The sequence below is a fragment of the Inquilinus sp. genome, assembly GCF_039594555.1.
GTDB lineage: Bacteria > Pseudomonadota > Alphaproteobacteria > DSM-16000 > Inquilinaceae > Inquilinus.
In genome coordinates, this window is sequence record NZ_JBCNNF010000030.1 from 15,521 (window position 1) to 29,816 (window position 14,296).

Consider the following 14,296-nt stretch of genomic DNA (forward strand, 5'->3'; position numbering starts at 1 on the left):
CCCGCTTCGGCGCCAGGATTCAATCGGGATCCAATCGTCGGAGCCGGTTGATGGCCAGCACGTCCATGGCGGCGCAGGATGGTCGCCTGCATCGTGTCTTCCGCCATCTCGGCCATGAGATCCGCCACGTCCTGCCGCCGACCCTGTTCTTCCTGGTCGGCTTCAACCTGATCGTGTTCACGCAGAATCTGGTTCTGTCCGAGTACCTGGCCCGCACGATCAATTTCGTGGTCGCGACCACGGCGTCGCTGGTGGTCGGCAAGGCGGTTCTGGTTGCCGACAAGATGCCGTTCCTGCGGCGCTTCGACAACGCGCCATTGATCCTGCCGATCCTGTTCAAGACCTTCGTCTACTGGGCCTTCGTCTTCATTGCCCGGTTGCTCGAGGCCCTCATCCACCACGTCGTCGACAGCGGCCAGATCGTCGGCTTCGGCGCCGCCCTGGCGGAGCAGTTCTCCTGGCACCGCTTCCTGTTCATCCAGATCTGGATCCTGGTGCTGTTCCTGATCTACACGACCGGGGCCGAGCTGAACGGCCTGTTCGGCGACGGCGAGTTGGCGCGGATCCTGTTCCGGTACCGCTCGTCCGATCTCAAGCAGACGCGGAGACAGCGCATCCGCGCCCTGGCGCGGCTGAGCCGCCTGACCGAGGACCAGCCGGTGTCCGCCCTTCGCGATCCCGCCACCACGGCCCATCGTGAACTGGTCGGGCTGATCGAGCAGTTGGCGCAGGACGCCGACAGACGCCGCGTGAGGGCCGGCGGATAGAGACGGCCCGCGACCCTTCATCGCGGCTGGCCTTCATGGCCGGCCGCGTTATCCTGCCGGCGGACCCGATCGAGACGGCAGAGATGATACGACGATTTGTGCAGGCGCTGATGTTCCCGGTCATCGCGGCGCTTGCCCTGCCGCTGTCGACAGCCGTGAGCCGGGCCGCCGGCACGGATGTCGAGGCGACGCTGCCCGTCGACGGCATCTCCCGCAGCTACACCCTGCACCTGCCGCCGGCGGCCCAGGGAGACGGGCCGCTGCCGCTGGTCGTGGTGCTGCATGGCGGCGGTGCCAATGCGGCGGCCGCGGTCACCCTGACCGGATTCGACGACGAGGCGGATGCCGAGGGCTTCATCGTCGCCTACCCGAACGGCACCGGCCGCGCGAAGCCGACTGCCGAGACCGCCAACCAGTTCAGCTGGAATGCCGGGGACTGCTGCGGCGCGGCCATGCGGCAGGATGCCGACGACATCGGCTTCGTCCGCGCGCTGGTCTCGGAGATCGAGCAGTCGCGGGCGATCGACCGCCACCGCGTCTACGCCGCCGGCTTCTCCGCCGGGGGCATGATGGCCTATCGCCTGGCCTGCGAGGCCGACGACATCTTCGCCGGCGTCGCGGTGGTCTCGGGCGCGATCCTGGTGCCGTCCTGCACCCCGAGCCACCCCGTCTCGGTGATCCACATCCACGGCACCGATGACAGCGCCGTGCCGTTCGACGGCACGGCGGAGCGGGAGAGCTACGCCCGCGCCAAGTTCCCGCCGGTGCAGGACTCCGTGGCCTTCTGGGCGGCCTATGACGGCTGCAGGACCGAGCCGGTGCAACGTGCGACGGTCCTCGGCATCAAGGTCGAGGACTATCCCGACTGCCGCTCCGGGACCGCGGTGCGGTTCGACGTGGTCGAAGGCGGCTACCACGCCTGGCCCGACGGCCGCATGACGCCCGGCTTCGCCGCCACACCCCATATCTGGCACTTCTTCGCCGACCATCCGCGGCTGTAGCGCCGGTCAGGCCGGCAGGCCAAGCTCGCGGCGCAGCCCTGCGGCCGCCTCCGTCTCGGCGGACAGAACCTTGTCCTCCAGTCGGGCTGCAGCGCGGATCGAAAGGGCGTTGGTCAGCAGCAATGCGTCCGCCCGCTGCAGCTCCGCAACCGGGATCGGCTGCTCGACCGCCCCCAGCCGCACCAGCACCTCGGCCCGCATGATCCCGGGCAGCGCCCCCTCCGCAACCGGTGGCGTCGCCCAGTTACCGTCGATCCGGGCGAACAGGTTGGCGATGGTGGTCTCGGCCACCCGGCCCGCCGTGTTCAGCATCACCGCGTCGTCGGCGCCGCGCTCCGCCGCCTCGCGCCGGGCCAGAACGGCGTCGAGATAATTCAGCGACTTGACCCGGCTGAGCGGCGAGGCCTGGTTGCGGCAGGTGCCGCGGGCAACCACCAGGGTCACCGGCGACTGCGGCGGCAGCCCGGCATGGCCGGCGACCAGTATGGTCGGTGTCGGCGTCGCCGGCGGCAGCACGCCGCGCGGGCCGGCGCCGCGGCTGACGGTCAGGCGCAGCGCGCCCGCCCCGATCCCCTCCGCCGCGATGACCGCGGCGCAGGCCTCGGCCAGAACGGCGTCGCCAAAGCGCGCCGGGATGCCGAGCACGGCGCAGCCCTCGGCCAGGCGCGCGAGATGCCGGTCGAGCCAGACCGCGGCGCCGTCCCGCACCCGGATGGTCTCGAACAGCCCGTCGCCGAGGGTGAAGCCACGGTCGGCCGGATCGATCCAGGCCTCCCCGGCCGCGAGCAGCCGGCCGTTCAGCCAGGGCATCAGCCGGCCCCCGCCAGGGCCTGCAGCAGCGGCCGGACCTTCACCATGGCCTCGTCATATTCGGCGTCCGGATCGGAATCGTAGACGATGCCGCCGCCGGCCTGGGCCGCGACCTGCCCCAGCGCCCCGCACAGCGTGCGGATGACGATGCTGGAATCCATCGACCCGTCGAAGCCGAGATGGACCACCGAGCCGCAATAGGGCCCGCGCCGCGCCGGCTCCAGCTCCCGGATGATCTCCATCGCCCGGATCTTCGGCGCGCCGGTGATCGAGCCGCCAGGGAAGCAGGCGCGCAGCAGGTCGACCGCGCCGCGGCCCGGCGCCAGCCGCCCCTCCACCACCGAGACCAGGTGGTGCACCCGAGGGAAGGTCTCCAGCCCGCACAGCGCCGGCACGCGGACGCTGCCGACAGCGCAGACCTTCGACAGGTCGTTGCGCAGCAGGTCGACGATCATTAGGTTCTCGGCCCGGTCCTTGACGCTGGCCTGCAGCTCTGCCGCCAGCGCCGCATCGGCCGCCGGGTCGATGCCGCGCGGCCGGGTGCCCTTGATCGGCCGGGTCTCGACCCGCCCCATCGCATCGACCGCCAGGAACCGCTCCGGCGAGGCGCTGGCGATCCAGCGCCCCTGCCCCAGGTCGAGGAAGGCGGCGAAGGGCGCCGGCGACAGGGCGCGCAGGCGGCGGTGCAGCGTGAACGGGTCCAGCCCGTCCGGCAAATCGGCCAGGAAGCGCTGGGTCAGGTTGGCCTGGTAGATGTCGCCGGCGGTGATCCAGTCGCGGATCCGGCGGACGCCGTCGCGATAGCCGTCCGCCGGCATCTCCGACCGCCAGACGCCGCGGGGCGTGGCATCGGGCGGCGGCAGCGGCGGCGCACCGGCGATCGCGGCGGCAAGGTCGTCGGCCTGCGCCTGCGCCCAGTGGCGGCGGGCCACCGGATCCTCCTCCGGCCAGCCGGTCGACAGCACCCAGGCGCGCCGTTCGACCGCATCGAACACGGCGACGCAGTCATAGAGGCCGAAGGCGATGTCCGGCAGGTCGAGCCCGGCGGACTGCGGCGCCGGCATGCGGTCGGCGAACCGTCCGGCCTCATAGCCCAGAAAGCCGATCGCGCCCGGGCCGAGCGGCGGCAGCTCCGCATCGGGCTCGACGCGGTAACGGGCCAGCAGCGCGGCGATGGCGCCGAAGGGATCGGCCGGCGTCTCCGCGGCGCCGGCCTCGATCCATCGGAACGGATCGGCCGCGATCAGCGACCAGCGGCCGCGGGTGCCGTCGACCAGGGCGGAATCCAGCAGCACCGGCCGGGACCGCCGCCGGATCGCGGCGAAGGCCTCGACCGGGTCGCGCCAGGGGATCCGTCGGCGCAGGAGGTGCGGCGACAGGGTGACGGGCGAAGGGAACGGAGTGGCCAAGCTGTGGTTCACGTATCGATCGGGCTCCGGCAACGGCGCAGCCCGAAGCTAGCACGCGGCGGGTCGGGACACACCGCCGCGCCTTCGGGAGGCATCCATGGAACTGGTTTCCCGCCTGGCCTTCTTGCTCGTCAGCGTCATCCTGATGCTTCTGGCGGCCGGGTTGACCGGCTACGCGATCTATTCGGTGGTGACGACCTTCCAGACGCCGCACGCCGCGACCGACACGGCGATGCTGGACGTCATCGGCTACCTGATCATCGCCACCGCGGTCTTCGACGTCGCCAAGTACCTGCTGGAGGAGGAGGTCGCGCGCGGCCAGGAACGGCGCCGCGCCTCCGAGGTGCGCAAGAGCCTGACCAAGTTCATGTCGACCATGGTCATCGCCGTCTTCCTCGAAGCCCTGGTGGTGATCTTCAAGGTGGCGCGCGACGACGTGAACCTGCTGCTGTACCCGACCGCGCTGATCGTGGCCGGCACCGGCATGATGCTGGGCCTCGGCCTGTTCCAGCGGCTCAGCGCCTCGGTCGAGCGCGACATCGAGCGCGGCGCGATCGACGACACGGAGGATGAAGACCGGGAGGACGGCAAGCCGCGAGGCCGGCGGTCGAAGCCGGCCCAGCCCTGATCGCTGCCGTCAGATCCCCGAGCCGGCCATGGTGTCCGGCCCCGGCCGGGCGCTGCCGTCCGGGCGCAGCCGCAGCAGCCATTCGCGGCCGACCTTGACCATCGGCTTGCCGTCATACTCGACGATGTCGGCGGTGGCGTAGGTCTCGCTCCACCGCTCCGGCAGGAAGCTGCCGGTGCCGACCACGTCGATCGGCGCCTTGGCCAGCGCCATCACCCGGCACTTGGCCGGGCTGAAGCCGCTGGACACCACGATCCGCACCTTGCCGAAGCCGGCCTCGTCCAGCTTGTCGCGCAGATGGTGGATCGCCGCGGCCGAGACGCCGGTGCCGATCAGGTGGCGCAGTTCCTCCTCGCTGCGGTAGCCGCGCACCGCCTCGGGCACGTGCCGCTCCAGCACCGCGTAGGATTCGCCGGGCCCCAGCCCTTCCATGTAGCGGCCGCCGCCGGTGTCGATGCGCACCGACAGCCGGCCGGTCGCCGCCATGTCGGGGAAGCGGCGGCAGACCTCCAGCGCGTCGCTGACCTCGCGGGCGAAATAGTCGACCAGGACGGTCAGCGCGTCGTCCGGGAACACCTCGTGGAACATCTCGGCGGCGCGGACGGTCGACCCGGCATAGCCGATCAAAGCGTGCGGCATGGTGCCGAGGCCGGCGGCCTGGCCGAAGAAATGCGCCGTGGCGTCGGTGGCGTTGCCGATGAAGCCCTTGGCGTCGTGCTTGCGCTTGGCCCGGGCCGAGCCGACGCTGGCGGCATAGGCCATCAGTTCCGCCATCTCGGTGCCGGCGCAGTGCCGCGCATCCATCGCCAGGAAGGCCGCGCGCGGCAGCTCCGCGCACATGGTGTAGGCGTTGTAGGCGGCGACGCAGGCGGGACCCAGCTTCTGCAGCAGCACCGTCTCGCAGTCGACCAGATGGCGCAGCGGGCCGGTGATGTAGAGCATCGGCTCGCCCGACCCGACCCATTTGCCCTCGCCGTAGCGCAGGTCGATCTCGACCGTGAAGCCGCGCTCCTCGGCCACCTGCTGCAGCCATTCGATGGCCAGCCGCGGCGCCGCCACCACCGGGCGGCGCATGAACACGGCATAGGTGACGCGGGTGTCGCCGAAACGCTCGACGATGCCCTTGGTCCGCAGGAAGTACTTGTCGGTCCAGCGCGACAGATCGTCGACCGTTGGGGTCATGGACGCCGTTCCCTTGGAAGGGTTGCTATTCCGCGGCCGCGGCACGACGGGCCGCGTCCTGCGCACTGCGCTCCTGCTTCAGCTTCTCGGCGATCAGGAAGGCCAGCTCCAGCGACTGGCTGGCGTTCAGCCGCGGGTCGACCGCGGTCTGGTAGCGCAGCGACAGCGCCTCGTCGGTGATCGCCTGGGCGCCGCCGGTGCATTCGGTGACGTCCTGGCCGGTCATCTCGAAATGCACGCCGCCGGGATGGGTGCCCTCGGCCCGATGCACATCGAAGAAGTCGCGCACCTCGGACAGGATCCGGTCGAACGGCCGGGTCTTGTAGCCGGAGGGCGAGGTGATGGTGTTGCCGTGCATCGGGTCACAGCACCAGACCACGATGCGGCCCTCGTCACGCACCCGGCGCAGCAGCGCCGGCAGCTTGTCGACCACCTTGTCGGCGCCCATGCGCACGATCAGCGTCAGCCGCCCGGCCTCGTTGTCCGGGTTCAGCGCGTCGATCAGGCGGATCAGGTCGTCCGGATCCAGCGACGGGCCGCATTTCAGGCCCAGCGGGTTCTTCACCCCGCGCAGGAACTCGACATGCGCGCCGTCGGCCTGGCGGGTGCGGTCGCCGATCCACAGCAGATGGGCCGAGACGTCGTACCAGTCGCCCGTGGTGCTGTCGATGCGGGTCAGCGCCTGTTCATAGGGCAGCAGCAGCGCCTCATGGCTGGTGTAGAAATCGGTCTCGCGGATCGCCGGCGTGGTCTCGGCCGTGACGCCGCAGGCCGCCATGAACTCCAGCGCCTCGTCGATCCGGTTGGCGAAGGCCTCGTAGCGCTCGCCCCAGGGCGACCGGGTGACGAAGCCGAGATTCCACTGATGCACCTTGTGCAGGTCGGCATAGCCGCCCTGGGCGAAGGCGCGCAGCAGGTTCAGCGTCGCCGCCGACTGGTTGTAGGCCTGCACCATGCGGGCCGGGTCCGGCACGCGCGACGCCTCGTCGAAATCGACGCCGTTGACGATGTCGCCGCGATAGGAGGGCAGCGAGACGCCGTTGATCGTCTCCATGTCGGCGGAGCGCGGCTTGGCGAACTGCCCGGCCATGCGGCCGACCTTGATCACCGGCAGGCCGCCGCCGAAGGTCAGGATCACCGCCATCTGCAGCAGCACGCGGAAGGTGTCGCGGATCTTGTCCGGGTGGAACTCGGCGAAGCTCTCGGCGCAGTCGCCGCCCTGCAGCAGGAACGCGCGGCCGTCGGCGACGCGGCCGAGCGAGGCCTTCAGCGACCGGGCCTCGCCGGCGAAGACCAGCGGCGGGTACTTCGACAGGGTCTGCTCCGCCGCCGCGACCTTGGCCGCGTCGGGATATTGCGGCATCTGCCTCACCGGCAGCGCGCGCCAGGAGTCAGGGGTCCACCGTTCCGCCATCGCCGTACACTCCGCACTTGCGCCCCCGCCCGCGCTCTCCCTGTCGCGGGCAGGACCGGATGGAGGCTATACGCCTGCGCCCCCGGCAACGCCAGCGTCGCAGCGCAGCCCTCCCATGACAAGGATGGCGTGCGAGTCGGTTGTTACCCGGGCTTGTCCGCCGCCAGCAGCAGGAAGGGAGGCCGGCGACGCTCCTCTTCCAGCGCCGGCCGGGATGCCAGCGCTTCCGGCACGGGCCCCGGCTCCTCAAGCCGCGCCAGCACCAGCCCGGCGGCGATCAGGGTGCCGACATAGGTCTCGATCGTGCGGTGGTGCTTGATCACCCCGTCGACGAACCAGCGGGTCTGCCGCGGCCCTTCCTCGCCATAGCGATCGACCCGCCAATGCAATTTTCGCCCTTCGGCGTCGCGCTGCCACTGGCTGCCGCCCAGAGCGGTGCACATCGGGTGCTCGACCGAAAAGGCGAAGCGGCCGCCGGGCGCCAGGGCCGCCGCGATCCGCCGGACCGCAGCCGGGTAGTCCGCGACGTAGTGCAGGGCGAGCGACGACACGATCAGGTCGAAACCGCCCTCGCCCATCTCCATCGTCTCGATCGAGGCCTGTTCATAGCGGATGCCGGAATCGGCCGTTCGCCGGCCCGCCTCCGCCAGCATCCTGGCCGAGACGTCCACCGCCAGCACCGACGCCGCGCCCTTTGCCCGGGCGGCGCGGGCGAAGTCGCCGAAGCCGCAACCGAGGTCGAGAACGCGAAGGCCGGCCAGCGACGCCGGCAGCATCCGGGCGAAGGCCGGCTGCTCCAGAACGGCGTTCAGCCCGCTTTCGGTCTCGCGCAGCGCCGCATAGCCGGCGAAGAAGGCCGGGTCGTCATAGACGTTCTGCGGCGAATCCGTCATTGCGCCAGCCCCGGGCTGGCCGGGCGCTCGACCTTGCTGCGCATGGTCACGAACTCCTCCGCCGCGGTCGGATGGATGCCGATGGTGGCGTCGAACTGCGCCTTGGTGGCGCCGCAGGTCAGGGCGATGGCCAGGCCCTGCACGATCTCCGGCGCGTCCGGCCCGACCATGTGGCAGCCCAGCACCCGGTCGGTCTTCGGGTCGACCACCAGCTTCATCAGCGTCCGCTCCTCGCGGCCCGACAAAGTGTGGCGCATCGGCCGGAACACGGCGCGGTAGACATCGACCTCGCCATACCGCGCCTGCGCCGCCGCCTCGGTCAGCCCGACCGTGCCGATCGGCGGGTTGGAGAACACCGCCGTCGGCACGTTCTCGTAGGACGGCACCCGCGGCTTGTTGCCGAACAGCGTGTCGGCCAAAGCGTGGCCCTCGGCGATCGCCACCGGCGTCAGGTTCAGCCGGTCGGTGACGTCGCCCAGCGCGTAGATGTTTGGCACGCTGGTCCGGTAATGCTCGTCGACGATGATCGCGCCGTCGGCATCGACCGCGACGCCCACCGCCTCCAGCCCCAGACCGGCCGTATTCGGCTTGCGGCCGGTGGCGTACATCACCCCGTCGGCGGCGATCACCTCGTCATTGCTCAGCGTCACCGCCAGGGCGTCGCCGACCTTGGCGATGCCCTCGACCTGGCAGCCCAGGCGGAGGTTGACCCCGGCCCTGCCGATCTCGGTCGCGAGATGGACGCGCAGATCGTCGTCGAAGCCGCGCAGCACCATGTCGCCGCGATGCACCAGCGTCACCTCCGCGCCCAGGCCGTGGAAGATGCCGGCGAACTCGACCGCGATATACCCGCCGCCGACGATCACCACGCGCTGCGGCATCCGCTCCAGATGGAACGCCTCGTTCGAAGTGAAGGCGTGCTCGCGCACCCCGGGCTTATCCGGCAGCACCGGCCAGCCGCCGGTCGCCACCAGGATGCGGTCGGCGGTGACGCGCCGGCCGCCGACATCGATCGTATGGGCGTCGACCAGCACGGCGCGGGCGTCGAACATGGTGGCGCCGGCCCCGGTCAGCAGCTTGCGGTAGATGCCGTTCAGCCGGCCGATCTCGGCATCCTTGCGGGCGATCAGCGTGGCCCAGTCATGGGTCGCGCCGGGAACAGTCCAGCCGAAGCCGGCGGCGTCCTCGAAATCAGCGGAGAAATGCGCCGCCATGGCCAGCAGCTTCTTCGGCACACAGCCGACATTGACGCAGGTGCCGCCCCAGTAGCGCTCCTCGGCGATGCCGACGCGGGCGCCGTGCTGCGCCGCGATGCGGGCCGAGCGCACGCCGCCCGAGCCGCCGCCGATGACGAAATAGTCGAAGTCGTATCCGCTCATGGCTCGTCCGGACCGCCTTGCGCGGTCAAAGCGGCGCGGCCGGGGACCGGCCGCGCGGGAAGGGGTTCACGTGGCATTTGGGCCGCGGAACCCCTTCGAGGCAAGCCCGTTCGGTCCGCAGACCGGCTATGCCTTGACCATGCGAAACAGCAGCTTGTGCTCGGCGCCATAGGTGATGGCATCGACCAGCTTCGGATAGTAGCGCCGGTCCTTGCCGGCCGGCACGAAGCCGTCGAAGCCGAACTTCTTGACCGAGACCGTGAAGCCGGCGGCGGCGAAGGCCTCGGCATAGTCGTCGGGCGACCGGTCCTGCACCGGGGCGTTGGTGGTGCCGCCGATCAGCGTGCGCCAGCGCGGCCAGAGCGGGCTGTCGGTGTGGCAGCCGGTGACGGCGTAGTAGACGCCGCCGGGGCGCAGCGCCTGCAGCATCTGCGCCGCGTGGCCGGCGATGTCCGGCAGCAGGTAGATCACCTCGTAGCTGAAGGCGATGTCGAAGCGGCCGGCCCAGGGCGACAGGTCGGTCGCGACCCGATGCTCGACCGGCAGGCTGCCCTTCGCCGCCTCGGCCGCGGCGATCGAGTCGGTGGCGATGTCGACGCCGAGGCCCCAGCGGAACGGGCGCCGCGCGTGCAGCAGCTGCAGGAAGCCGCCGCGGTTGCAGCCGAAATCGAGCACGTCCCTGCCGGCCAGGTCCGTCTCCGGCACCAGCCCGATGAAATGCTCCCAATAGGGCCGGTGGCCGTCCGCCATCGCGACCTCGCGCTGCGGGTCGGCATGCCAGGTGCCGTAATTGGCCTGGGCCAGGGTCATGCGAGTCTCCTGATCTCGACTGTGCGATGACCCACCCTAGCCGGGGCGGAGAACCGCGGCATCACCGCGACCTCCCCCAAAAATCAGGCCCCGGGCTTCAGGAATGTGGTGGTGCCGGCCGCCTGACCGACGATCGCCTGCTCGGCGCCACCGAGGAACAGCCCGGTCTCGACCACGCCGGCGATGGTCTTGAGCCGGGCCTGCAGCGCCTCCGGGTCGCGGATCGGCGCGAAGCCGCCGCAATCCAGCACCAGGTTGCCGCCATCGGTGCGGACCGGCGCACCGTCGTGCTGGCGCAGCACCGGGGCGCCGCCGAAGGCCGAGAGGCGGCGGGCCGTCGCCTCCCAGCCGAAGGCCGTGACCTCGACCGGCAGCGGCGCCTTCTCGCCGAGCGTGCGGACGATCTTCGAGCCGTCGACCACGGCGATGAAGCGGGACGAGGCCTCGGCCACGATCTTCTCGCGCAGCAGCGCCCCGCCCAGCCCCTTGATCAGGCGCAGCGTGCCGCGCTCGACCTCGTCGGCGCCGTCGATGCAGAGGTCCAGCGCCTCGGTGGCGGCGAAGTCGGTCAGCGGGATCCCCAGCGCCCGCGCCCGCTCCGCCGTCTGCTCGGAGGTCGGGATGCCGGTGACGCGCAGCCCCTCCTCCCGGATGCGGCGGCCCAGCGCCTCCAGCACCCAGCGGACGGTCGAGCCGGTGCCGAGGCCCAGCCGCATCCCGTCCTCGACCAGCGCCGCCGCGGCCTCGCCGGCGGCGCGCTTGCCCTGCTCCTGCGGCGACAGCGTCTCGCTCACCGGTTCAGCCCGCCCATGCACAGGTATTTGACCTCGAGATAGTCCTCGATGCCGTAATGCGAGCCCTCGCGGCCCAGGCCGCTCTCCTTCACCCCGCCGAAGGGGGCGACGGCGGTCGAGATCAGGCCTTCATTGATGCCGACGATGCCGTATTCCAGCGCCTCGCCGACCCGCCAGATCCGGCCGATGTCGCGGCTGTAGAAATAGGAGGCCAAGCCGAACTCGGTGTCGTTGGCCATCCGGATCGCCTCCTCCTCGGTCCTGAACCGGAACAGCGGCGCCAGCGGGCCGAAGGTCTCTTCCTTCGCCACCTTCATCTCCGGCGTCACGTCGGTCAGGATCGTCGGCTGGAAGAAGGTGCCGCCGAGGGCGTGGCGCTTGCCGCCGAGGGCGACATGGGCCCCCTTCTCCACCGCGTCGGCGATATGCTCCTCGACCTTCTCGACCGCCTTCATGTTGATCAGCGGCCCCTGCTGCGCGCCGTCCGCCATGCCGTCGGCGACCTTCAGCTTGCCCACCGCCTCGGCCAGCTTGGCGGCGAAGGCGTCGTAGACCCCGTCCTGCACCAGCAGGCGATTGGCGCAGACGCAGGTCTGGCCGGTGTTGCGGTACTTCGAGGCGATGGCCCCCTGCACCGCGGCGTCGAGATCGGCGTCGTCGAAGACGATGAAGGGCGCGTTGCCACCCAGCTCCATCGACACCTTCTTCACCGTCAACGCCGATTGCTGGATCAGCAGCTTGCCGATCTCGGTCGATCCGGTGAAGGTGACCTTGCGGACGATCGGGCTCGACGTCATCTCGCCGCCGATCTCGCTGGCGCTGCCGGTGACGACCGAGAACACGCCGGCCGGAATGCCTGCGCGCTCGCCGAGCTCCGCCAGGGCCAGGGCCGAATAGGGCGTCTCGCTGGCCGGCTTGACCACCATGGTGCAGCCGGCGGCCAGCGCCGCGCCGGCCTTGCGGGTGATCATCGCCGCCGGGAAGTTCCAGGGCGTGATCGCGGCGCAGACGCCGATCGGCTGCTTGATCACGACGATGCGGCGGTCGCCGGCCGGGGCCGGGATGGTGTCGCCGTAGATCCGCTTGCCCTCCTCGGCGAACCATTCGACGAAACTGGCGGCATAGGCGATCTCGCCGCGGCTCTCGGCCAGCGGCTTGCCCTGCTCCGCCGTCATCAGCTTCGCCAGATCCTCCTGATTCGCCATCATCAGCTCGAACCAGCGCCGCAGGATCGTGAACCGCTCCTGCGCCGTCTTGGCCCGCCAGGCCGGCCAGGCCTTGTCGGCGGCGGCGATGGCGCGGCGGGCCTCGGCGGCGCCGGCGCGCGGCACGGTGCCCAGCTTCGTGCCGTCGGCCGGGTTGGTGACGTCGATCGACCGCCCGTCATCGGCATCGGCCCAGCGGCCGTCGATATAGCATTGCTGGCGGAAAAGCTTCGAGTCGGTGAGCTGCATCGGTTCGGTCTCCCTCTTCTCGGCGTGTCCGTCCGCCTGGATCTCGGAGGGAGGTTGTAACGCGGCCGGCGGAAGGCTGCCAGGGCGCCCGACATCCAGCTATGCGCGGGACGCGGAGCTCGCCGCCGCAGCGCAAGGTCCAAAACCGGAACATCGGCGCGTTTTGTCGGACATTGAAGATGTTAGCAGCCGCTTCGCTTCCCTGCCCTTAAATAGTACTACCAATCAATTGAACCTTTCGACTTTCCAGCATCGTGTTATCGGCCAGCCGAATAGGTGAACGGAGCGATCTATGCACTCCACAAAAGTCGAATAATTTTTTTACACCCGCCTGCAATACATGAACCGGCATGACTTTTGTACTGGCTCTCCAAAGCGGGCAGGAATCGGGCGAAAACGTGTCATTTTCGCTTGGCAGGGAATATTTCAGAATGTTACTAGATGTCCTTGCCGGCGAGGGGGCGGTGACTGGGGTCACCGGACGAGCCGGACGGAAAGGCGCTGCATCCGTTTGGAGCGCCAAGGGAGCGAGTGCAGTCCGGTTGAAACAGCGCAGGGGGGACGGGCCAGTGATGACCCGCGACACTGACTATGACCTCAGAATCCAGAGCATCCATCTTCGGGCCAAGCGCCCACTCAGTGTCCTCACTGCCAGTCTGTTGACGCTGGTCTGCAGCGTCGCCCTCCTCAGCGAACCCGCCCATGCCGCGTCGCGCACGACGCGTGAGCTGAATGCCGCCGCGGCCGCCGCCGCCGGCCAAGCCAGCGACCGGGTCGAAGGCGCTGTCCGCAATGCGGCCACCAACGGCCAGACGGTTGCCCCGGCGTCGAGCCCGGTGGCGGTCGCCGTTCCGGCCCCACGCCCCGCCCGGGCACCGGCCGTCGCCGATGTGCCGGCCCCGCGCGCCCAGCTGACGGCCCGCAACGTCACCGAGCAGCGGCAGATCCAGCGCGTCTCCGCGCTCAAGGCCCAGCATCGCCGCTGGTCCTGCGTTCCCTTCGCCCGCGAGCTCACCGGCTTCGAGATTTCCGGCGACGCCTGGCGCTGGTGGGATGCCGCCGCCGGCCGCTACAACCGCGGCCGCATGCCGGTCGCCGGCTCGGTGATCGTGCTGAAGCGCTATGCTTCGATGCGGCGCGGCCATGTCGCGGTGGTGCGCCGGGTGGTCAGCTCCCGCGAGATCATCGTCGACCAGGCCAACTGGGCGCCGCGCGGCCGGGTGAACGAGCCGGCCCGGGTCATCGACGTCTCCGCCAAGAACGACTGGAGCCAGACCCGCTTCTGGCACCAGCCGACCGGCCAGATGGGGACGACGGTCTACCCGACCTACGGCTTCATCTACGCGCCGAACACCCAGGTCGCCGAACGCGCCGACTGACCGACCGCCCCACACGCTTCGGCTTCCGGCGAGGCCCGTCCACCACCGTGGGCGGGCCTTCGTCTTTTCGGTCGTGGCACCGGAGCAGCAGGGCCGGCAGGCTAAAATCCAACTCAATAATACTCCACCGCCACGCCTTCAGGACAATCTTCTCACGAAGCATTTCATTCCATTCACAATAATGAATACAAATCCTTAATCTCCGATCCATCTTCACCACGATCTGAGAATATACAAAATTGTAAATACCCGGAATCGGGACGGATCGATATTTTTGATCGTGCCGCAGCCCGACCGCCATTGGTGGCGTTGTCCGGGCGGCGTCCGAATGTTGCAATCGAGCAGTCCCATCGTGAGCATCGAGGCGGTTTCGGCC

At 69.9% G+C, this 14,296-nt stretch carries 13 protein-coding genes; 4 read left to right on the top strand and 9 right to left on the bottom strand.

Annotated features, from left to right (window positions below; genetic code table 11):
• Nucleotides 1-50 precede the first annotated feature (50 nt).
• Both ABDW35_RS05375 and ABDW35_RS05380 read left to right on the top strand, forming a co-directional pair.
• A complete protein-coding gene (locus tag ABDW35_RS05375) occupies nucleotides 51-767 on the top strand; it encodes a hypothetical protein (protein WP_343712827.1) in 717 nt (238 codons plus the stop codon).
• Between the two features lie 35 nt (nucleotides 768-802).
• Nucleotides 803-1,768, top strand: coding sequence for a PHB depolymerase family esterase (locus tag ABDW35_RS05380; protein ID WP_343712828.1), 966 nt, complete (start codon nucleotides 803-805; stop codon nucleotides 1,766-1,768).
• Between the two features lie 6 nt (nucleotides 1,769-1,774).
• Here ABDW35_RS05380 and ABDW35_RS05385 read toward each other — a convergent pair whose 3' ends face one another.
• Nucleotides 1,775-2,578: an aminotransferase class IV gene (locus ABDW35_RS05385; RefSeq protein WP_343712829.1), complete on the bottom strand. Its 804-nt coding sequence runs from the start codon at nucleotides 2,576-2,578 to the stop codon at nucleotides 1,775-1,777.
• On the bottom strand, nucleotides 2,578-3,999 hold the full coding sequence (gene pabB, locus ABDW35_RS05390; RefSeq protein ID WP_343712830.1) for an aminodeoxychorismate synthase component I: 1,422 nt from the start codon (nucleotides 3,997-3,999) through the stop codon (nucleotides 2,578-2,580). Before pabB ends, ABDW35_RS05385 begins: the two co-directional genes overlap by 1 nt.
• An 85-nt stretch (nucleotides 4,000-4,084) precedes the next feature.
• On the opposite strand from pabB, the gene ABDW35_RS05395 reads away from it, so the two are divergent.
• Entirely contained in the window at nucleotides 4,085-4,615 is a 531-nt protein-coding gene (locus tag ABDW35_RS05395) for a hypothetical protein (protein ID WP_343712831.1), read from the top strand.
• A gap of 9 nt (nucleotides 4,616-4,624) precedes the next feature.
• On the opposite strand, the gene ABDW35_RS05400 is transcribed toward ABDW35_RS05395, so the two are convergent.
• The 7 genes from ABDW35_RS05400 to gabD all read right to left on the bottom strand — a co-directional run bounded on the left by ABDW35_RS05400 (nucleotide 4,625) and on the right by gabD (nucleotide 12,541).
• Nucleotides 4,625-5,797, bottom strand: coding sequence for a nicotinate phosphoribosyltransferase (locus ABDW35_RS05400; protein ID WP_343712832.1), 1,173 nt, complete (start codon nucleotides 5,795-5,797; stop codon nucleotides 4,625-4,627).
• Nucleotides 5,798-5,822: 25 nt separating this feature from the next.
• Nucleotides 5,823-7,211: a 3-deoxy-7-phosphoheptulonate synthase class II gene (locus ABDW35_RS05405; RefSeq protein ID WP_343712833.1), complete on the bottom strand. Its 1,389-nt coding sequence runs from the start codon at nucleotides 7,209-7,211 to the stop codon at nucleotides 5,823-5,825.
• A 143-nt stretch (nucleotides 7,212-7,354) separates the two neighbouring features.
• Nucleotides 7,355-8,104: a class I SAM-dependent methyltransferase gene (locus tag ABDW35_RS05410; protein ID WP_343712834.1), complete on the bottom strand. Its 750-nt coding sequence runs from the start codon at nucleotides 8,102-8,104 to the stop codon at nucleotides 7,355-7,357.
• A complete protein-coding gene (gene gor / locus ABDW35_RS05415; RefSeq protein ID WP_343712835.1) occupies nucleotides 8,101-9,483 on the bottom strand; it encodes a glutathione-disulfide reductase in 1,383 nt (460 codons plus the stop codon). Before gor ends, ABDW35_RS05410 begins: the two co-directional genes overlap by 4 nt.
• Nucleotides 9,484-9,609: 126 nt before the next feature.
• The gene (locus tag ABDW35_RS05420; RefSeq protein WP_343712836.1) at nucleotides 9,610-10,293 is read right to left on the bottom strand and encodes a class I SAM-dependent methyltransferase; all 684 of its coding nucleotides are present in this window, start codon (nucleotides 10,291-10,293) and stop codon (nucleotides 9,610-9,612) included.
• 83 nt (nucleotides 10,294-10,376) lie between these two features.
• Nucleotides 10,377-11,087, bottom strand: a complete 711-nt coding sequence (gene rpiA, locus ABDW35_RS05425; protein ID WP_343712837.1) for a ribose-5-phosphate isomerase RpiA — start codon at nucleotides 11,085-11,087, stop codon at nucleotides 10,377-10,379.
• Nucleotides 11,084-12,541 carry an NADP-dependent succinate-semialdehyde dehydrogenase gene (gabD, locus tag ABDW35_RS05430; protein ID WP_343712838.1) on the bottom strand — a complete coding sequence of 486 codons (1,458 nt, stop codon included), beginning with the start codon at nucleotides 12,539-12,541 and terminating at the stop codon, nucleotides 11,084-11,086. The genes rpiA and gabD overlap by 4 nt, the downstream gene beginning before the upstream one ends.
• A gap of 572 nt (nucleotides 12,542-13,113) precedes the next feature.
• On the opposite strand from gabD, the gene ABDW35_RS05435 reads away from it, so the two are divergent.
• Nucleotides 13,114-13,920, top strand: a complete 807-nt coding sequence (locus ABDW35_RS05435) for a CHAP domain-containing protein (RefSeq protein ID WP_343712839.1) — start codon at nucleotides 13,114-13,116, stop codon at nucleotides 13,918-13,920.
• The last annotated feature ends 376 nt before the right edge of the window (nucleotides 13,921-14,296 follow it).

What these genes read in the sequence shown, in the direction of transcription:
- ABDW35_RS05375 (WP_343712827.1), top strand. Translation starts at nt 51, where the DNA reads ATGGCCAGCACGTCCATGGCGGCGCAGGATGGTCGCCTGCATCGTGTC.
- ABDW35_RS05380 (WP_343712828.1), top strand. Translation starts at nt 803, where the DNA reads ATGGCCGGCCGCGTTATCCTGCCGGCGGACCCGATCGAGACGGCAGAG.
- ABDW35_RS05385 (WP_343712829.1), bottom strand. Translation starts at nt 2,578, where the DNA reads ATGCCCTGGCTGAACGGCCGGCTGCTCGCGGCCGGGGAGGCCTGGATC.
- ABDW35_RS05395 (WP_343712831.1), top strand. Translation starts at nt 4,085, where the DNA reads ATGGAACTGGTTTCCCGCCTGGCCTTCTTGCTCGTCAGCGTCATCCTG.
- ABDW35_RS05400 (WP_343712832.1), bottom strand. Translation starts at nt 5,797, where the DNA reads ATGACCCCAACGGTCGACGATCTGTCGCGCTGGACCGACAAGTACTTC.
- ABDW35_RS05405 (WP_343712833.1), bottom strand. Translation starts at nt 7,211, where the DNA reads ATGGCGGAACGGTGGACCCCTGACTCCTGGCGCGCGCTGCCGGTGAGG.
- ABDW35_RS05410 (WP_343712834.1), bottom strand. Translation starts at nt 8,104, where the DNA reads ATGACGGATTCGCCGCAGAACGTCTATGACGACCCGGCCTTCTTCGCC.
- gor (WP_343712835.1), bottom strand. Translation starts at nt 9,483, where the DNA reads ATGAGCGGATACGACTTCGACTATTTCGTCATCGGCGGCGGCTCGGGC.
- ABDW35_RS05420 (WP_343712836.1), bottom strand. Translation starts at nt 10,293, where the DNA reads ATGACCCTGGCCCAGGCCAATTACGGCACCTGGCATGCCGACCCGCAG.
- gabD (WP_343712838.1), bottom strand. Translation starts at nt 12,541, where the DNA reads ATGCAGCTCACCGACTCGAAGCTTTTCCGCCAGCAATGCTATATCGAC.
- ABDW35_RS05435 (WP_343712839.1), top strand. Translation starts at nt 13,114, where the DNA reads ATGACCCGCGACACTGACTATGACCTCAGAATCCAGAGCATCCATCTT.